We start from the raw sequence: 19,379 nt of genomic DNA, 5'->3' as shown, positions 1-19,379 counted from the left end.
GGACCATCTACTTTTTCAGGGTTTTATATATGCGTTTGACCATTCTCTTTCTTCTAATGACTCTTTCCACGTTTGCCTTTAGTGCTGATGAATCGGTTCCGGCAAAACCTGTGAAATTTGGGATTCAGTCTTTTAAAAAAGACAGCGATGAATACCTGGCACTTAATTTTGAAAACCACCAGAAGTGGCACACCTACTGGAAAAATCCTGGTGACGCAGGCCTTGCCATTAAAAATGTTTTCACGGTCAACGGCAAAGAAGTTAAGTTTGAAGAAATGGAATGGCCAGCGCCAAGACGCTTTATTGAACCAGGAAATCTTTGGGCCTATGGATACGAAGACAGCTACTCTCTTTTCTTTAAATTATCTAAAAGCGATTTCAATAAATACAGCGGGAAAAGCATTCAGTTAAAATCGACGTGGCTCGTCTGTAAACACATCTGTGTTCCCGGGCAACAAATTACTGACTTTAAAATTGCTCCAGGAAATGTCACAACGACGACAGCAGATCTTCTGCCTAACTTAAATTCAACAGTTCTATCTGAAAGGTTTGACGTTCTACCAAAAACGGCAGTCATCCCTGATTACTTAAAAATTAAACTTTCTAAAGGCAGCAAGCCTGGTACGTTAGTTCTTACTTACACAGTAGATAAAACAACTGAAGTAAACTTTCTGCAAAATACGAACTTAATGTACACGTTCCCGCAAATTCCTTTTGATGTGAAACATGAAAACCTTATGGTTGAAAAAGAGAGCTTAAAGGGAGTCACTGAAATTGCCTGGGACGGAGAATACCAGGACCCACCACAACCGCTTCCTGCTGATGGAAAATTTAAAAAGCCTTACACTCTTCGCTTTCTTTTTAATGATCCGATTCAGAGAAAAGCTTTTATCGTCGATAAAAAATTTTCAAACTTTGAACTATCAGAAGTAACAGTCGCACAAAAAGCTGAAGGCGCTCCACCAATCGACATGGGAGGAACTGCCTCTTCTGCGGGGTCTGCCAGGGTTATCGTCGATGCTAGTACCAGTTCAAACTCACTAATTTATTATCTTGCCCTGGCCTTTGTCGGCGGGCTCATTTTAAACATCATGCCATGTGTTCTTCCGGTTATTTCTATTAAGCTCTTCGGGCTGGTGAAATATAAAAACGAATCACACAAGATGATTTTAAAACACAACTTCTTCTATACGCTGGGAATTCTTTTCACCTTTGCTGTCCTGGCCACAGTCGTTCTTTCACTTAAGTCGATTGGCTCACAGGTCGGCTGGGGCTTCCAACTGCAGTCTCCTACATTCGTAGCAATCATGGTGATTGCACTTTTTATCTTCGCACTAAATCTCTTTGGGATGTTTGAATTTAAAACTCCTGGAGGATCAAAGCTTGGAGGCATGCAACTAAACGAAGGCCTTACAGGAGATTTTTTAAGCGGTGTTCTTGCCACTGTTTTATCAACTCCATGTTCAGCTCCTTTTTTGGGGACGGCCCTGACGTTTGCTTTTAGTTCTCCTCCAATGGAAATTTACCTGATTTTTTTAATGATCGGGCTTGGTCTTGCTTTCCCGTTTATCCTGACGGCGATTTACCCGGCACTTGTGTCTTTTATTCCCAAGCCTGGCAACTGGATGAACACAGTCAAAAAACTCCTGGGTGTCACTCTCATCCTGACAGCTATCTGGCTTCTTGATGTTTACAACGCTCTTGTTGATGGCTCTTCTCACTTAATTAAACTTGGAACAATCCTGGTTTTTATCTTTGTTGGTTTTATGCTTTCAAAGAAAAAAGAAAGATGGATTGCAGGTGCTAGTTTTCTGGCCGCCCTTGGACTTTTTGTCAATATCGCCACGACGACAATGGTTGTAAGCACAGAGCCTCAAACGGCCCTCATCCGCGACAAACAAGCTAAAGGATTAGACTGGCAGCCGTGGTCAGAAAAGGCCATGGATGATTTGAAGGCCAGCGGCCAACCTGTCTTTATCGATTTCACCGCAAAGTGGTGCTTTACATGTAAAGTGAATGAAAAATTAGTTTTAGACACTGATACCTTTAAGAGTTTCGTGACTGAAAACAACGTAAAACTTCTTATCGGTGACTGGACAAAAAGAGATGAAATCATTGGTAGCTTTTTAAGAAAGAACGGAATGGTAGGAGTTCCTGCTTATTTCGTGCAGAAAAAAAATGGGACACTGGTAAATCTTGGTGAAACAGTGACGATTGAAAGAATTAAAGAGCACCTGAATTAAAAAGCTTCAGCGCCAACTCTTCGATAAGTTTTTTGTCCCACAGATCTTCTAAAAAGTTTTGTGGGATAGCTTCCACTCCGTAATAAGCACCTGCCAGTTGCCCAAAAACCGCCGCAGTCGTATCCGTATCATCACCTAAGTTCACCGCAAGCTTTACGCCTTCGCCAAAACTTTCTGAATGATAAAAACACCACATGGCCCCTTCCAGACAAAGAAGCGCGTCCCCTTTTCCAGAGACTTCTTCATAACTTTTAGAAAAATCAAAAAAAGCATCTTTGAAGATCCCTTCTTTTGTTTCACCCTTAAGTGCGCGGTGAATGTAGAGAGATAAATCTTCGCAGGCCTTAATGCAATTTAAAGGTGCATGAGTGACTTTAGAACTAAGCCCTGCATACTTGATTGTGTCTTCGAGATTTTTAAAATAAAAAAGTGGCACAGGAGCAAGCCTCATCAATGAACCATTAGTTGCTGGATCATCTACTGAGCCTGCATAAATATCTTTATTTTCTTCGTACCTTAAAAGGGCCGCTTTTGTCGTATTACCGATATCAAAACAGTGACCGGTGCAGCTCATATAGCCTTCGCGAAACCATCTTATATAGCGCTCGATCTGATCATATGGATCAAAGCCATTTTTCTCAACGAGACTCGTCCCTAAACAAAGAGCAAGAGATGTGTCGTCAGTCCACTGTCCTTTTTTCAAATTAAAAGGTCCACCCGCCTGCATGTCTTCCACTGGGGGAAAACTCCCGCGGGCCTTAAACTCCACCGGAGCGCCCAGGGCATCTCCAACAGCGAGTCCTAATAATGATCCTAAAAAGCGCGACTGTAATGTTGTCATATTTATGATTCGAACTTCGAAGGGCTTCTCATGAGCTTCGTGATAACTTCTCTTGGCTCAAGTCCGTCATATAAAACGCCATAAACGCCATTAAAAATCTGAGCCCGGATATCAAAGCGCTCTGAAATAAAGTGGGCCGCTTTTGCTGTTTTATAACCTTCAACAACTGAACGTTGTGACTTAATGATCTCTTCGGCCTTTCTTCCCTTAGCGAGTTCCAGACCAAATGTTTTGTTTCTTGAAAGATCCCCCGTCGTCGTGAGAATTAAATCCCCCATTCCTGAGAGACCATAAAATGTTTCCGGGCGGGCATTGTAGACGGCCCCAAAACGAAGCATTTCTGCAATCCCACGAGTGATCATCGCCGCTCTGGTGTTGTGGTTATAACCCAGACCTTCAATAACTCCTCCGGCAATGGCCAGGATGTTTTTTAAGGCCCCCCCTAATAAAACTCCTTTAACGTCATAGCTTGCTAAAACTTTAAAGGCACTGGTGTTAACCATCGAGGCCACATTTTCTAAAACTTGTTTTGATCTTCCGGCCAAAGTCACCAGTGTGATTTGATCCTGCATAATTTCGTGAGCAAAACTTGGCCCGGATAAAAAGCAGAACTGGTCTTTAAAGTGTGGGTACATATCAAAGAATAAATCATCCGATAATTCTAATGTGTCCGGGTCAATCCCTTTTGAAAGAGACATGAGTGGGATACCTTTAATAAAGTAGCCTAAGAAACGGTCGTAGTTTTCCTTGAAGTACTCACTGATACCGTTACTTGGAAGTGCCGAAACAATCAATTCGATCTTCCCGCCAATGGCATCGACTTCATCCCACGAAAGAGCTGCATCGATATTGCTGGCAGTTTTTAGACCTGGAAGATAAATTGAATTTTCTCCGGCCTTAATCGCATCGTAAATATCCTTAGAGCGAACTTTTAAAATAACTTTTTCAAAATTCTGCGCCAAAACCTGAGCAATCGCTGTCCCGAAGGCCCCGGCCCCAATAACCAGTGCCACTTGTCTCTTCGTCGTACTCATAGAGAAATAACTCCTTTAATGGCCGCTGCACGTTCATAGACTTTAATAATGTCCTGACTCTGCTGCATCGTTGTCTTCCCGCTGACACTAATATAATTCCCGTTAGACGAAGCCTTCTGTTCAATTTCCATTCCCTGAAGAATGAAAAGAATCTGGTGAACTTCGCTGATAGGAACAATAAACTTAAAAAGATACTCGGTCGGAAACTTCACTGTCTCATCGAGAACGAGTTTTAATTTATGTAACCTGTCTTCTAATGGGTTCATTAAAACTCCAAAACCTTCACAGGAATTTTCTGAGCGTAACGAACGATATCAATCACCTCGCGGGCACAAGCATCCCCGGCCTGGCGGTGAGTGATGTAATCTACAGCTTCCTGAATTTCATAGCTGGCATTGGGCACTGTCGCCGAAAATCCCGCGCGCTTAATAATTGGCAGATCAATAAACTCGTCCCCCATAAAAAGGATTTCTTCGTCTTTATAACCAAGGGCTAAGATTTCTTTGTAAGCTTCGCGCTTGTCTTCATTTCCAAAATAAGTGAATGAAAGTTTCAGGTTGTCGATAAAACGTTTTCTCACGCCTTTTGAATCTCCACCTGAGATCACTCCTACTTTTAGTCCTGCTTCCATCAGCATTTTTAAACCGTGTCCATCCAGTGCGTGAGTCGTGCGGTTAAACCCGACATCGTCTCCTTCCCACGAAATTTTTCCATCAGTCAAAATACCGTCAATATCAAAAAGGCAAACTTTGATTTTTTTAAGTTTGTCTTCGAACTTTTTTGCTGTCACTAACAGTGACTTTTTTTCATCTAAAGGCTGGGCCATTACACTACCTCATAAATTCTAAGTAACTGCTCAACGATTCCCTTGATCTGATCAAGCGGAAGAGATGTCGAAGCATCTGAGAGAGCTTTATCTGGATTCGGGTGGCACTCCATAAAAATCCCGTCAGCACCTGCGGCCACTGCGGCCTTGGCCAGAACTAAAATCTGCTCGCGTTTTCCGCCTGTCGCTGTCCCTAGTCCTCCAGGTCTTTGCACACAGTGAGTAGCATCGTGAATCGCTTTCACTCCAAAGCTCTTCATGATCTGGAAAGAGGCCATATCAACAACCAGGTTGTTGTAACCAAAGCTCGATCCTCTTTCCGTTAAAAGGATTTGGTTCTTTGGTAAAAAAGTTGTCGCTTTATCAACGATGTTTTTTGTTTCTTCCGGTGAAAGGAATTGTCCTTTTTTCACTTTTAGGATGCGCCCATATTTAGCACACGCCTCTGCTCCAGCAGCAATCATATCCGTTTGGCGGCATAGGAAAGCTGGAACCTGAAGAACGTCAACCACAGTCGCCAGCTTCATTGCCTGACTTGCTTCATGGAAGTCTGTCAGCACTGGAAGGCCAAAAGTATCTTTTACTTTTTTAAGGATTCTCATCCCTTCATCAATTCCCGGACCTCGGTATGAATTAATCGACGTGCGGTTAGCTTTATCAAAGCTTCCTTTGTAAGTCAGAGTGATTCTATCCTTGAATGGTTCAAGGTCTTTTACTAAACGCTCAGCAATTCCTAGAGCAAGCTCTTCACTCTCCAGAACACATGAACCGATAAAAAGATCTAATTTTGGTTTTGTCATAATTTACTTCCTGTTTTTGTCAGACTCTTCAATAAACGCTTTAAAAAGCGGATGCGGAGAAAAAGGTTTCGACTTAAATTCCGGGTGGTACTGACAGGCAATAAAGAACGGATGATCTTTAAGCTCAACCACTTCCACTAGGTTTAATTCGCGGTTAAAGCCTGAAACAACCAGGCCTGCACCGATAAGTTTATTCATATACATATTATTCACTTCCAGGCGGTGACGGTGGCGCTCCTGGATTTTATCGCTGCCGTAAATTTTGTGTGCCAGCGACTTTGGCTCCAGGTGACACTCATAAGAGCCAAGTCTCATGCTTCCACCTTTTGAACCTGTGCTTGATTGACCTTCCATATAATGGATCAGGTGCTCTCCACCGCTTTGGAATTCTTCAGATGTCGCGTCTTTGATTCCTGCTACGTGACGGGCAAATTCAATAACTGATAATTGAAGACCCAGACAAATTCCAAGGAATGGAATCTTTTTTGTCCTGGCGTATTCAATCGCTTTAATTTTTCCTTCTGTTCCACGGCTTCCAAATCCACCAGGAACTAAAATCCCTTGAACTCCCTGGAAGATTTCATCCAGGTTAGTGCCTTTTTCCAGTTGTTCAGAATCAATATAAATTGGTTTGAACTTTAACTGGTTAGCAATCGCTCCATGGTTAAGAGCTTCATCTAAAGATTTATAAGACTCGACCAGGTCGGTGTATTTACCAACAATTCCGATCTTTACTTCTCTTAGTGGATGAGTGAAGTTATGAACAACTTTTTCCAGGTCAGCAATCTTTGGTTCCGGAGCCCAGATCCCCAGAAGCTCACTGATTCTTTCATCCAGCCCTTGCTTGTGGAATTCAAGCGGAACTTTATAAATTGAATCCATATCGATACTTTGGAAAACGTTTTTTCTAGGAACGTTACAGAAACGAGAAATCTTATCAAGCGTGTCCTCATCCACTTCTCTGTCTGAACGACAAACGATCACTTGCGGAGAAAGCCCTTGAGACATCAGCTCTTTTACCGAGTGCTGAGCAGGCTTGGATTTTAACTCACCAGCAGCTGCGATGTAAGGAAGAAGAACCAGGTGAATAAAAAGAACATTGGCCGCTCCCTCATCAAGAGCAAGTTGCCTGATTGATTCAATGAATGGAAGCGATTCAATATCTCCAACCGTTCCACCGATCTCTCCGATTAAGATGTCGCAGTTTTCACTCGCAGTGTGAATTCTTCTTTTGATTTCATCAGTGATGTGCGGAACAACCTGAACCGTTTTTCCTAAGTATGTTCCCGCTCTTTCGTTTTCGATAACTTTTAAATAAACCTGACCAGTCGTAAAGTTACTTTCACGCTTGAGAGTTAAAGATGTAAAGCGCTCATAGTGACCAAGGTCCAGGTCTGTTTCAGCACCGTCGTCAGTGACAAATACTTCTCCATGCTGGGTAGGGCTCATTGTTCCCGGGTCGACGTTGATATAAGGGTCCATCTTTAGCATGGAAACCTTAATCCCTCTTCGCTCCAGAAGACCTGCGATACTTGCGGCCGCAAGACCTTTTCCTAGTGAGCTTGCAACTCCACCTGTGATGAAAATGTACTTTTTGTGTTTCTTAATTTCTGCCACTTAATACCTCTTCTACTTTTTTTACGTCTGCCGGATGATCGACTCCGACGATGACACTTCTAGTTTCCAGAGCTCCGATTTTCATGCCCATTTCCAGGGCGCGAAGTTGCTCTAGTTTTTCAAGATCCTCCAGTCTCGAGACTGGAGCTTTTGAAAAGGCGCTGAGTGCGCTTGGTTTGTATGAATAAACACCGATGTGTAGAAACCAATAATCGTTATTAGCATCTACTCCCGCATCTCTTTTAAAAGGAATCGGCGAGCGGGAAAAATAAAAAGCGTCACCAGTTGTTTCACTCATGGCCACTTTCACTTTATTGGGATCTCTAAAAACATCATCAAAGCCCATTTGCTTTTTTACCAGTGTCGCAATCTCTACCGGCTTATTTAAATGGAACTCCGCCAGGCGAACCAGGTCACTTCCTTCCAGAAGTGGTTCATCCCCCTGCACGTTGATCACAAGGTCATAAGACTTTTCTTTGAAATGCCTGCTGTAAGCAAGTTCAATACGAAGTGTTCCCGAAATCACGTCGTCATCAACTCTCACGACATTTTGGGAAAAACTCTTGATATGGTTTTCTACTTGGTCGTCATCAGTGACAACATAAGCATCAAACGAAATATCGGCACAAGAGGCTTTTTGGCAGTTTTCAAGAACTCTTGAAATCATGCTCTTGCCTGCAATCATCGCCAGTGGTTTTCCAGGAAAGCGAGTTGAAGCAAAACGGGCGGGAATTAAAATGAGGACACTTTTTTTACTCACTTTAAAGGTCTCCAAAATAAGATATAATAAGCTTACTATTATAGAGGAGACGCCTCGGTATGGCCCAAAGATTTTCATTACTTTTTCTGAGTCTTTTTGTCGGATATTCTTTGAATCTTCGAGCTGAAGATTATAAGCGCACCGTCATTACTGACCCGAGCATCAGCCGCCGCTGCGACCTCCTGACTGAGACCAGAAAAGAGAAAATTGCCAATAAACAACGCATCCTGGCCATGATCGAGAGAAATAAGCACCTGCAGGAGATCACTCCTGAGAATAAAGTTACTTTAAAAAAGAAACTCGAAGTGAATCTTGGTCACTTGGAGCACGAACTCACTCTTACTCTCACCCAAATTCAGTACCAGGAAGAGAATATCGTCCGCAAAGGTTGTCCCGGCGTAACGCTATAAAAAACTTTTCAATGCATACCGCGCACTCTATCCTATTCTAAATATTTACTAATTAGTTTAGAGAGACTGCGCCGATGACTAAAAATCTCTTATTGTATCTCATTGCGATAAGCCTTATCGCCCCAAAAATCACTCATGCACAAGACGATGACACTATTGAAACACTGGAAAGCGGCTCAGAGTCATCAACAATTGGCGCTCCCGAAGGAGAAATGAGTGACGGGCCACAATCCCTGCCAGCTGGAGAGAGCGCAACTCCTCCAACACCGCAGACAGAGGCCATCCCTTCACAAAATGTCGATGCCATGACTGATGAAGTGGAAAAACTTGAGCCAGTGAATGCTCCTGAAAAGACTTCTCCTCTGCAAAAAAAGACTGGAGTTGTTTCTGAGGAAGAACTTTTAAAACCAAAAAATAAACCTGCGCCAAAAGTGCGCGCCCAAAAGCAAACTGAAACAGAAATTTACGTGCAGGAAGCAGACAAATATAAACTCAACGACGTTTATAAAAACCTGCAGCTCAATGACGTTATCGAGCAAGGTCTAAGAAAAAACTACGACCAAAATATCCGCGGTCAACAGCAAGAACTTAACGAGATCGCTTTCTCTGGGACAAAAAGTGCTTTCTGGCTTCCAGAGCTAAAACTCTCGCTGACAACTGACGATCAAAAAATCGCCACACTCAGATCGAGCGAGCGCACTCCGACAAATCCTCACTCGACTTCTCCAAGTGGAACTTTAGGTCTTTCCCTAGGAGATTACACTGTTTTCAACTGGGGTAAGGATTACGCAATTTATCTTAACAAAAAAGGGATTTACGAGAGAAATACGCAAATCTATAACGAATCAAAAAGAGAGTTAAAACTTGATTTGATCAACAGCTACTTCACTTTAATGTCGTCAAAAAACATTGAAAAAATCCGCCAGGATCAACTTCGCCAGTCTTCTTTCGTTTACCGCTTGAGCAAAGAAAAAATCACGATCGGGAAAACATCAAAACAAGACTATTACCAAGCAAGAAGTGAGTATTTAAAAGCGCAAAATGAATACCACGACGCCAAAATAACTTCTGATCAAACCGATGAAAGCGTCGCTTTCCAGATCGCTGACCCGATCGGGACAAAATACGTTATCAACGAAACACTGGACTACAGAAGATTAAAAATCACGCTGGATGAAGCGCTAAAAATCTCAGAAAAAAATAACCCGACTCTATTAACTAATAAAATGTTAATGGAGAATGCGGAGAGAGAATACGATGTGGCCTTAAAAGAAAATATGCCACTGCCAAAATTTTCGGTAAACCTGGGCGCTTACAACAAGAAATTTGGACCATCGACCAACACGACTCGCTATGAAACTTATGGCGGAAGCGGAAACGTTGAATTGGTTGCTTCTATCAATACAACCTGGGCCATTACCGGGTCAGATGGATTCTTAAACTCAAACAAACTGGCCACTGCACGCATTGGAAAAGAAATTTCCATGAAAGAGTTTGAAAAGAATACGCATTACACTCAGTCTTTTATCAGACAGACTTACAAAACAATTCTTTCTCTGCAAAATCAAATCGTGATCCTGGAAGCCCGCCTTCCAAGCTTACAAAAAACTTTTGATACCATCTTGGACAATTACCTTAACGGCAGAACGAAATTCTACGACTTCTCACTCTCTCTTGAAGACCTGAGCAATACAAAGGTGTTCTATGAGCAAGTTAAGCTTCAGCACTTACAACAGAAGCTGACACTTGCCCGCTTAATGGGTGTAGAGGATTTCCCGGGAGAGAATTTCGAACTTCTAGCAACAAGAGTAAAAGGTAAATAAGATGAAATATACAATGAAACAAACAATCGCAGCCTCTTTGTTATTCGTTTCGGCCAGCGCCTTTGCAGCTAATGGCGAGTTGGTGTTAAACACCGAAACAACTTTTAATCCTTCTCACACCAACCGCTTCTCTTTCATGTTGGGGGTAAACCCAAGCCTGACAAAGGCCGCGGACATGAGCAGTTTTAACTTCTCGTACGGAAAAAAACTGGAGAACTTCTGGGCCGACGCCAACGTCATGATGACCAAAGGACTTTTTAATAAGTTCTCGGCCAACAATGCCACAGCAACAGGCGCAACAGATGATCAGCTCGCTGAGCAAGAAAACACCCTGACGAGCATTGGTTTAGGGATTGGTCGCGAAACTCGCTACGCACAAACACTGCTTCCCTTCGACTACATCTATGAACTTATGGCCGCCAACCTGACTTATAATATCTATAAAGAAGATTTCTCTGGGAAATCTTTTAGTGGTCCGGGGCTGATGGCAAAGTTTTCTGTTTATAAGCGCTTCAACGATTATTTTAGTGCCGGTGCTCATTTCAATTACAACCTCGCTGTGGTAAAAAGATCACAAGAAAATGATACGGAAACCAGCTCTCAGCGCTCACTAACTTTAGGGTTTTTGACAATGGGTGTGGATTTAAGTTTTTACCTCTAAAACCTAAGGTGGATTATGATTCCTCGTTATGAAGCAAAGGCCATCACCCCAATCTGGAGTGATGAAAACAAGTTTAAAACTTTCCTTCAAATCGAGCTGGAACTCTTAAGTGCGCTGGAAGAAAAAAAGATGATCCCATCTGGGATTTCAAAAACTATCCGCGACACCGCTAAAATCAACACCGCAAGAATCGATGAGATCGAGCTGACAACCAGACACGATGTCATCGCCTTCTGTACTTCAATTACCGAGCAACTCCCTACTGAAATTGGGAAATACTTCCATTACGGTGTGACTTCATCAGATGTCATCGACAGTGCTTTAACTTTACAGATTAAAGCTTCTCTTGAAGTGGTGATGAAATCTTACGACAGCTTTATGGAAGCACTAAAGCTGCGCGCCCTTGAAACAAAAATGCTTATGACCTTAGGCCGCTCACACGGAATGTATGCCGAGCCCATGAGCTTTGGTCAAAAACTTTTAGGTCACTACGCTGAATTTAAAAGAAGAAGAGAAGACCTAGAACATTTTTATAAAAATGAACTCACTATCCAGCTTTCAGGGGCCGTAGGAAACTACACGATCCTGACTCCAGATATCGAAGAAAGTGTCGCTAAAAAACTAGGAGTAAAAGTTGAAGACGTCTCAACTCAGATTATCCCACGCGACCGCCTGGCAAAACTGATCTCTATTACTTCTCTCGTGGCCAATGCTATTGAGAGACTGGCGGTAGAAATCCGTCACCTTCACCACTCTGATGTAAAAGAAGTGGCCGAAGGATTTAGACCGGGCCAAAAAGGCTCAAGCACGATGCCACACAAAAAGAACCCAATTGCCAGCGAAAACCTGACAGGTCTTTCGCGCTTCTTGCGCTCTCACCTGACTCTGGCCCTGGAAAACTCAATCCTATGGCACGAAAGAGACATCTCTCACTCAAGCGCAGAAAGACTTTATCTTCCAGACCACTTTGGGATTTTAACTTATGCTCTTGATCGTTTCACGACGACGCTCAATCTCTTAGATATCGATGAAAAAGTAGTCGAAGCTAAAGTGTTAAACCACACTCACTACCTTTCAAGCTTCTACCTGCACTTCCTGATTAAAAACTGTGAGTCTTTAACCAGAGAAGATTTATACGCTGTTGTTCAGGCCGCATCTTTTGATGCCGATGCCAAAACAAACCCTCAGCGCTTCCGCGACTTGATTCAAAATGAATTAAAAACAAGAAAAGAAACGGTGACTCTTCCAGAGGTCAATGCAGACGGACTTCGCAACATCTACTTAAAGTCTGTCGATCAGATTTTTAACCGAGTGTTGTAATGGAAAAATTGGAATACAACAATTCGCTTTTTTCACCTAAGGGAAAGCTGAATCGTTTATTCTATGCTCTTCATAACGCTTTTTGGTTTTTGATTGGTTTTCGCTACATTTACTACCCGGGAATCCTGGTTGCAGTTCAAAGTAGCCCGCAGTTTCCACAGTTGATTCATATTCTTTCATCAAACCCGCAAACGAAAACGATAGTTCCTTTTCTTTCATCAACTGTTGGCCAATCGACTTTAGACATCGTCTTAAAGTTTGTTTTCATCCTGATTTTAAGATTAGTCGATATTAAAAGAATCAGAGACATTGTGAATCGCAACCTAACGAAAGTTGAGAGCGTGCTTACAATTGTTTTTCTTTCTCTGCCTTATATAGATTTCCTTTCAACAATTATCTTGGTCCTTCTTCCTCCTAATAAGTATGCAACAAATGCTATTCATGAAGAAATTAAGAAAAAAGATTTGGGGGAAGCTCGCCGTGAACACAATCTTCAGGACCTAAAACGCCTTTTTGAATCTGGAAGAATTTCCAGAGCGGAGTATGAAGCCGCTCTGAAAAAATTTAAATCTTAAGAATTATGCCCTGTTGTTGAGCCTTTTGGATTGAAATGGTACTCACCTTTTCCTTTAGTGATATGCCCTAAAAAGAAAGCTCTCTCCCCTAATTTTTCCAGCTCCGCAATGACCGTATCCGGTGCATCCGTAGCAACCACCATTCCTACTCCCATATTAAATGTTTTATGAAGTTCTTTTGTGCTGAGACCTGAGAGGTCACACACTTCTTTCATAAAAAGGGGAAGCTCTGGTGCTTCAGTGACATGGTAATCAAAGTTCTCATTCATGCGTGGGATGTTAAGAAATCCAGATCCAGTAATATTGGCGATTCCTTTTACATGGGTAAAGTGAGTTTTAAGAAGAGACATGATCGTCTTTACATAAATTTTCGTCGGAGTTAAACATGCACGTTTTAAATCCGGGTTACAGTTATTTTTCTCCAGGATTTTTCTCACCAGAGAAAATCCATTGGAATGAAAACCTGAGCTCGCAATCCCGATAAGCGTATCCCCGTTTTGAATACGTGATCCATCAACTAATGAAGACTTCATGACTTCCCCAACAGAAAATCCTGCCAGATCATAATCCCCTTCTTGATACATTCCTGGCATCTCTGCGGTCTCTCCACCAATAAGTGCCATTTGAGACTGAAGGCATCCGTCCACAATTCCTTTGATGACTGCTTCTGAAACTTTTAAATCCAGTTTGCTTGAAGCAAAGTAATCCAGAAAAAACATAGGTCTTGCGCCTGAACAGATCAAATCGTTCACACACATGGCGACCAGGTCGATTCCAATTGTGTCGTGGACTCCAAGCTCTACGGCCAGTTTAATTTTTGTTCCCACTCCATCGGTTGATGAAGCGAGAAATCTTTCTTCATCCATGGCATAGAGAGCGCAAAAGCCTCCGATGCCACTCTTGACTTGTTGGTTATAAGTGGACTTTACCATTTTTGAGATGCGCTCTACAAAGAGGTCACCTTTTTCGATATCTACGCCGCTGTCTTTATAATTCATGAAAACTCCTAATGCCTAAAGTGTCTTCTACCAGTTGTCATCATTGCAATCCCAAACTTGTCACAAGCTGCAATCACTTCATCATCTCTCATACTTCCCCCCGGCTGGATGATCGAGGTGATTCCCACGTCGTGGCAAACTTCTACCGAGTCTGCAAAAGGAAAAAAAGCATCTGAAACAAGAAGCATCTTATCCATTGAAAGTCCTTTTTGCTCGGCCCTTACTTTTGCCAGTAAACGAAGCGAGTCTAAACGATTCGGCTGCCCCATTCCCGTTCCAGCTAAAGTAAAATGCCCTTCAGTCGTTTTACAAACTAAAGCGATCCCATTGCTCTTTAAATGTTTGCAGGCAAGGATTCCGAAATCTACTAACTCTAAAGTCTCAAATGGCATTTCTTTTTTTGTTACAAGTTTTAATTCTTCTGATTTGCCGTAAGCTTCATCTTCATTCTGCATTAAGAGTCCACCAGAGATACTTTTTACAATAAACTCGGATTCTTCTTTTGGTCTGATTGGCGTCTTGAGCAGGCGCACATTCTTTTTCTTAGAAAAAGCTTTTAAGGCATTTTCAGAAAAACCAGGAGCAATCACCACTTCAATAAATCTCTCTGTTAAAAACTTGGCACAATCTGAATCCACCTCACTCGACATGGCGATGATTCCACCAAAGCTCGAAACCCCATCTCCATTCCAGGCCTCTATTAAAGAAGCAACAGGGGTTGGCGCGACAGAAAGACCACAAGGGTTAGCGTGCTTAATGACTGCTGTGACTGGAGCCCCTTTTGAAATATGGGCCACATCACTCATCACCCTCCAGGCAGCATCAGCATCCACCCAGTTATTGTATGAGAGTTCTTTTCCTTGAAGAACTTCTGCATCCAGGAGACTTACGCCTCCTTTAGTGTTTTTTAACTTAAAGACATTGGCCCATTGATGAGGATTTTCACCGTAGCGAAGGGACTCTTTTGGTTCAATGGCCAGCCAGTTTTTATCCTGCACTTTTTTCTCAGCAAAACGACTCGTCAGCTCTTCAGCGATCATCAGGTCGTATTTAGCGATTCGCTCAAACGTTTTAACAGCAAGTGCTCTTCTTTGAGAAAATGATGTTGTCCCATTAAACTGAGTTAAAAAAGTGTCGTAATCTGCAACATCAGAAAGAACAGCTACAGATTCATAATTTTTAGCACTTGCTCTTAACATAAGAGGTCCGCCGATATCGATGTTTTCAATCAATACATCTTCCGATGCATTTGTACCGGCATATTTTTCAAAAGGGTAAAGGTTACAAACAACCAGGTCAATCGGAGCGATATTAAGCTCTCGAGCTTCCATTTGGTCTGTTTCATGATGGCGGCGAAAAAGAAGTCCACTCGTGACAGCAAAAGAAATTGATTTCATTCTTCCGCCAAAAGCCTCAGGATTCCCCGTTACTTTTTCAATAGACGTCACAGGAAGATTCAGGTCTTCAATAAATTTTTTCGTTCCACCTGTTGAGATGATCTCTACCTGGTGTTTATGAAGTGTCTCTACCAATATCTTTAGATTGGTCTTATCCGTTACGCTGATCAGGGCCCTTTTAATTTTCACACTTGTTTCAATCATTGTTTTTTCCCTTATAAATTGGCTTCACAGTATTTAAGTCCACTCTCAAAGATAAAAAGCCCAAGCCCCTTATCCTCACCTTTATCCGCTCCCCCGGGATTGTGCCATAAACTAATGGCCGCTTCCGGGTGAGGCATAAGACCAAAGATAAGTCCGCTTGGGTCACACACACCTGCTATCTCAGCAAAGGATCCATTGACATCACTTCTGTAACTAAGGGCAATCTGCCCATTTGAACTTAATGTTTTATAAGTCGCTCTCTGCTCTTCTTCATTGCCCTTAAAGACAATGCGCCCTTCTCCGTGACGAATAGGAAGCGAGATTTTTTCACCCCGAAGCTCACTCGTCCACACGCACTCAGAAACCGGAACATCTAAATCCACCCAACGGTTAATAAAATGCCCCTGGCGGTTATGAGTTAAAGTCATAGTCCTTTTTGAAAAAGGTTTTGGCAGAAGGCCAAGCCTCACTAGCGCTTGAAATCCGTTACAAATTCCAATCACCAATTTTTTTTCTTCGACGAAAGTTTTGAGTTCTTCACCTAGGGCATACTTAAGTTTTAAAGCTAAGATTTGGCCGGACCCAATTTCATCTCCAAAGGAGAATCCGCCGGGGAGTGCCAGGATCTGGGCCTCTTTTAATTTGTTTTTATTTTCAATCAAGTCAGAGATGTGAATGATTTCTGCCTGAGCACCTAGTTCAGTAAAGGCCAGGGCCGTTTCAGCTTCACAGTTAATCCCATCTCCGGTCAGGATCAGCGCTTTAATCTGTTCTCTTTTCATTATAGCTTCCCCTCTGCTTCAATCTTGTAATGACTCATGCATTCATCATTGTGCACTTCAAGCAGTGTTTCTCCTTGAAGGTCGATCTTAAGAATCCCTGTTTCATTGGTTTCTCCCAGTCTTGAGAAAATATGTCCTGAAAGGTTTTCTTCAAATTCTTTTTGATCTTTTTTATCAACAGTCACAATAAAGCGACCGCATCCTTCATTAAAGAAAAATGGAATCAAGTCTTTCTTTTCAATTCCTTTTAATTCAATGTCAGCACCAAATTTTGTCCCCATCAACACTTCGGCCAGAGCGACTAACATCCCTCCATCTGAAATATCGTGGGAGCTTAACACCAGCCCCTCTCTCATTGATTTATGAAGTGAGCGGTACAGATCCAGTTGTTTCTTTCCGTTGATATGAGGCAGTGGGTATTCCACAGTGTAGTCTTCATAAAGCTCTTTTAATTCAAAAGCACTTTGATAATCTGTGAGTTTACTTCCCACCAGGTAAATCAAGGCCTCTGTCTTCTTGGCTTCTGATGTTGTCACCGCTTTTAATGTCGGCACTCTTCCCATCGCTGTGACTAAAACAGTTGGAGGGACACTGATTTTAACTTTCTCGCCATTATCCATCGCTCCGATGAAGTCGTTTTTCATGCTGTCTTTACCACTTACAAAAGGCATTCCGTAGGCCAGAGATAAATCGTAAAGTGCTTGTGAAGCACGAACAAGGTGAGCAAGCTTTAACTTCGCGTCGGGGTTTCTTTCTGATTCAATCGGATCAGGCCAGCAGTAATTATCAACCAAAACCATTTCATCCGGGTTCGCCCCTGTTGAAACAGCATTTCTAACCGCTTCATCTAAAGCAAATTCGGCCATCAGGTAAGAGTCGTATGCTGAAATTTTAGGGCACAATCCACATGAAATCGCCAGAGCATTATCTGCTCCACCGCCGTGAGGCTTCATCCAAATCACTCCGGCATCACTTGGTGCCGAATAACCTTTTTCAGTTGAACCTGTATAAGGTTTTACAATCGTTGCCGCTTTGACTTCGTGGTCGTAACGGCGAACAAGATGCTCCTGGCTTCTGATATTGGGATTTTTAAAAAGTGAAAGAAGGATCTCTTTATAATTTTCTTTTGGAAGAGTTGGTTTTTTGATCTCTTTTTTAATCCAGTGATCACTTTTTGTTCCCAGATCAAAATGCGCTTTTAATTCCATCGGAGGAAGTGACTCATGGACAAAGTGCAGAGAAAGATTCGCCACCGTTTTGCCTTCGTAATTGACTTTCAAAAATCCTGTCTCTGTAAACTCACCGATGACTGACACTTCAACACTTCTTTTTTCAGCTAATTCTAAAAAAGCTTTTTCCTGATCACGAGGAACTGAAAAAGTCATGCGCTCTTGTGATTCACTGACCATTAATTCATAAGGAGAAAGACCGGGGTATTTAACCAGTGCCTTTTCCAGATAAACCACGGCCCCATTTGTTGCCTGGGCCATTTCCCCAACACTTGAAGAAAGCCCTCCGGCACCGTTATCTGTAACGCTGTTAAAAAGTCCTTTGATTCTTGCTTCAATGAGAAAATCAGAAAGTCTCTTTTGCGTAATCGGGTCTCCAATCTGTACAACTGAAGCAGGGACACCATCGACAAGTTCCATCGAACTAAAAGTCGCTCCGTGAATCCCATCTTTTCCAATGCGACCTCCGGCCATGACAATAAGATCTCCGGGCCTTTGCCCTTTAAGGCTTGTCGATTTATTATTTTCCATTTGAGGCATGACTCCGATGGTTCCACAGAAAACCAGAGGCTTTCCGACGAAATCACGGTCAAAAACAAAAGCTCCATTCACAGTCGGAATACCACTTTTATTTCCTCCGTCCTGAACTCCTAAATGAACTCCCTCCTTAATTCGGTCCGGGTTTTTTAAAAGAAGTGGAAGTTTGATGTCGTTATCACGGAAATACTTATTTTCAGCCAGACAAAAGACATTGGTATTCGCAATGGGTTTTGCTCCCACTCCAACACCAAGAATATCGCGGTTGACACCTAAAATCCCAGTCAGCGCTCCACCGTAGGGGTCAAGAGCACTAGGTGAGTTGTGAGTCTCTACTTTAATACATACATCCATCTTGTCATCAAAACGAACAACACCAGCGTTGTCGTGAAAAATGGAGACAAGCCATGGAAGCTTTCTTTCCTTTTTAATTTTCTCTGTCGCCCCACGGATATAAGACTTAAAAATCCCTTTAATTTTTAAATCCCCTAGCGGTTTTACACCTTTTGGCAGATTGGCTTCGCTGTAAGTAATCTCAGAAGAAAAAATCTTATGCTTGCAGTGCTCACTCCAAGTCTGAGCGATAATTTCCATCTCTACATCTGTTGGGTTTCTCTTTTGTGTCTGGAAATGTGTTTTGATATGTTTAATTTCAAAAAGTGAGAGCGCCCAGCAGTTTTCCTGATTTAATTTTAAAAGCTCTGCCTCGCTGACATTGAGATCAATCTCTTTTGATTCCTGAGCAGAAATCTGAACATTTGGGAAATCAATATTCTTTAAGCGTTCATTGTAAACTAAATCGTTGGTCATCGTGACAGTGACTTTATGAAGAAGGAAGTTTGCCATCTTTTCGTAAGTAAGCTCTGTGAGTTTCTTCGCTGAAAGGTCATGACCTTCCACAAAGTACATCACTCCACTTGAAACCTTCATCGGCATCCTCTTTAACTCAGGAAGAAGTTTTAAAGCTTCAAGGGCCGCATGGGCCGAGTTATCAGTCACTCCTGGGCGAAATCCCACATCGATTAAGCATGGGTTAGAAAAACCACGCTCTTTAAGCCATGAGTGATATAGCTCCTGGTTTTTTGATTCTGAAGAAAAAAGAACTTCAGTCACGCTGTCGCAGAAAACTTCAGAAAGAAGGGCCTCCATGTTTTCAATTTTTTCTTTAGTCTCAACCAGAAAGTAGCGCACTTCCCAGATATGATTAAATGTCGTCTGCATATAGGTTTGAAACCAGCTCTTTAAAGCAGTCTCACCCGATGTCACTTTCTTTAAGTTAAAAAGATCAGGGTAAATTTCAAAACGATAAACATGACTCATAA

General features: G+C 42.3%; 17 protein-coding genes. 6 read left to right on the top strand and 11 right to left on the bottom strand.

Going from position 1 to position 19,379, the window contains the following annotated elements; genetic code table 11:
• Positions 1 to 29 precede the first annotated feature (29 nt).
• Positions 30 to 2,243 carry a protein-disulfide reductase DsbD family protein gene (locus tag C0V70_RS06950; protein WP_102243143.1) on the top strand — a complete coding sequence of 738 codons (2,214 nt, stop codon included), beginning with the start codon at positions 30 to 32 and terminating at the stop codon, positions 2,241 to 2,243.
• On the opposite strand, the gene C0V70_RS06945 is transcribed toward C0V70_RS06950, so the two are convergent.
• From C0V70_RS06945 to kdsB, 7 genes are read right to left on the bottom strand one after another with little or no spacing between them, the layout of a single operon-like run.
• A complete protein-coding gene (locus tag C0V70_RS06945) occupies positions 2,224 to 3,084 on the bottom strand; it encodes an ADP-ribosylglycohydrolase family protein (protein ID WP_102243142.1) in 861 nt (286 codons plus the stop codon). The genes C0V70_RS06950 and C0V70_RS06945 overlap by 20 nt on opposite strands.
• Positions 3,085 to 3,086: 2 nt before the next feature.
• Entirely contained in the window at positions 3,087 to 4,118 is a 1,032-nt protein-coding gene (locus C0V70_RS06940; RefSeq protein WP_102243141.1) for an NAD(P)H-dependent glycerol-3-phosphate dehydrogenase, read from the bottom strand.
• Complete coding sequence (locus C0V70_RS06935; RefSeq protein WP_102243140.1) at positions 4,115 to 4,384, bottom strand: DUF493 family protein; 270 nt, start codon at positions 4,382 to 4,384, stop codon at positions 4,115 to 4,117. Before C0V70_RS06935 ends, C0V70_RS06940 begins: the two co-directional genes overlap by 4 nt.
• Positions 4,384 to 4,944, bottom strand: coding sequence for a KdsC family phosphatase (locus C0V70_RS06930; RefSeq protein WP_102243139.1), 561 nt, complete (start codon positions 4,942 to 4,944; stop codon positions 4,384 to 4,386). The genes C0V70_RS06935 and C0V70_RS06930 overlap by 1 nt, the downstream gene beginning before the upstream one ends.
• The gene (gene kdsA, locus C0V70_RS06925; RefSeq protein WP_102243138.1) at positions 4,944 to 5,744 is read right to left on the bottom strand and encodes a 3-deoxy-8-phosphooctulonate synthase; all 801 of its coding nucleotides are present in this window, start codon (positions 5,742 to 5,744) and stop codon (positions 4,944 to 4,946) included. The genes C0V70_RS06930 and kdsA overlap by 1 nt, the downstream gene beginning before the upstream one ends.
• Positions 5,745 to 5,747: 3 nt before the next feature.
• Positions 5,748 to 7,361, bottom strand: coding sequence for a CTP synthase (locus C0V70_RS06920; RefSeq protein ID WP_243733600.1), 1,614 nt, complete (start codon positions 7,359 to 7,361; stop codon positions 5,748 to 5,750).
• Positions 7,348 to 8,121, bottom strand: coding sequence for a 3-deoxy-manno-octulosonate cytidylyltransferase (gene kdsB, locus C0V70_RS06915; protein ID WP_158649604.1), 774 nt, complete (start codon positions 8,119 to 8,121; stop codon positions 7,348 to 7,350). The genes C0V70_RS06920 and kdsB overlap by 14 nt, the downstream gene beginning before the upstream one ends.
• Positions 8,122 to 8,180: 59 nt before the next feature.
• Here kdsB and C0V70_RS06910 point away from each other — a divergent pair, with 59 nt between their 5' ends.
• The 5 genes from C0V70_RS06910 to C0V70_RS06890 all read left to right on the top strand — a co-directional run bounded on the left by C0V70_RS06910 (position 8,181) and on the right by C0V70_RS06890 (position 12,910).
• A complete protein-coding gene (locus C0V70_RS06910) occupies positions 8,181 to 8,531 on the top strand; it encodes a hypothetical protein (RefSeq protein WP_102243136.1) in 351 nt (116 codons plus the stop codon).
• A 74-nt stretch (positions 8,532 to 8,605) separates the two neighbouring features.
• Complete coding sequence (locus C0V70_RS06905) at positions 8,606 to 10,354, top strand: TolC family protein (protein WP_102243135.1); 1,749 nt, start codon at positions 8,606 to 8,608, stop codon at positions 10,352 to 10,354.
• A gap of 13 nt (positions 10,355 to 10,367) precedes the next feature.
• Complete coding sequence (locus C0V70_RS06900) at positions 10,368 to 11,015, top strand: hypothetical protein (RefSeq protein WP_133566758.1); 648 nt, start codon at positions 10,368 to 10,370, stop codon at positions 11,013 to 11,015.
• A 15-nt stretch (positions 11,016 to 11,030) separates the two neighbouring features.
• Entirely contained in the window at positions 11,031 to 12,335 is a 1,305-nt protein-coding gene (gene purB / locus C0V70_RS06895; protein WP_102243133.1) for an adenylosuccinate lyase, read from the top strand.
• Entirely contained in the window at positions 12,335 to 12,910 is a 576-nt protein-coding gene (locus tag C0V70_RS06890) for a hypothetical protein (RefSeq protein ID WP_102243132.1), read from the top strand. Before purB ends, C0V70_RS06890 begins: the two co-directional genes overlap by 1 nt.
• Here the strand turns inward: C0V70_RS06890 and purM are convergent.
• Genes purM through C0V70_RS06870 form a run of 4 tightly spaced genes read right to left on the bottom strand, consistent with a single transcriptional unit; the run spans position 12,907 to position 19,377 of the window.
• The gene (gene purM, locus C0V70_RS06885; protein WP_102243131.1) at positions 12,907 to 13,908 is read right to left on the bottom strand and encodes a phosphoribosylformylglycinamidine cyclo-ligase; all 1,002 of its coding nucleotides are present in this window, start codon (positions 13,906 to 13,908) and stop codon (positions 12,907 to 12,909) included. The two genes, C0V70_RS06890 and purM, sit on opposite strands and share 4 nt — an antisense overlap.
• Before the next feature lie 8 nt (positions 13,909 to 13,916).
• Positions 13,917 to 15,509 (bottom strand): bifunctional phosphoribosylaminoimidazolecarboxamide formyltransferase/IMP cyclohydrolase, encoded by a 1,593-nt coding sequence (gene purH / locus C0V70_RS06880; protein ID WP_102243130.1) that lies wholly within the window; start codon positions 15,507 to 15,509, stop codon positions 13,917 to 13,919.
• 11 nt (positions 15,510 to 15,520) lie between these two features.
• On the bottom strand, positions 15,521 to 16,291 hold the full coding sequence (locus C0V70_RS06875; protein WP_102243129.1) for a phosphoribosylformylglycinamidine synthase subunit PurQ: 771 nt from the start codon (positions 16,289 to 16,291) through the stop codon (positions 15,521 to 15,523).
• Positions 16,291 to 19,377, bottom strand: a complete 3,087-nt coding sequence (locus C0V70_RS06870) for a phosphoribosylformylglycinamidine synthase subunit PurL (protein WP_102243128.1) — start codon at positions 19,375 to 19,377, stop codon at positions 16,291 to 16,293. The genes C0V70_RS06875 and C0V70_RS06870 overlap by 1 nt, the downstream gene beginning before the upstream one ends.
• Positions 19,378 to 19,379: the final 2 nt, after the last annotated feature.

The sequence above is a fragment of the Bacteriovorax stolpii genome (assembly GCF_002872415.1).
Classification (GTDB): domain Bacteria; phylum Bdellovibrionota; class Bacteriovoracia; order Bacteriovoracales; family Bacteriovoracaceae; genus Bacteriovorax; species Bacteriovorax stolpii.
Note: the sequence above shows the minus strand (reverse complement) of the source record. Positions and strands in the feature narration are given on the sequence as shown.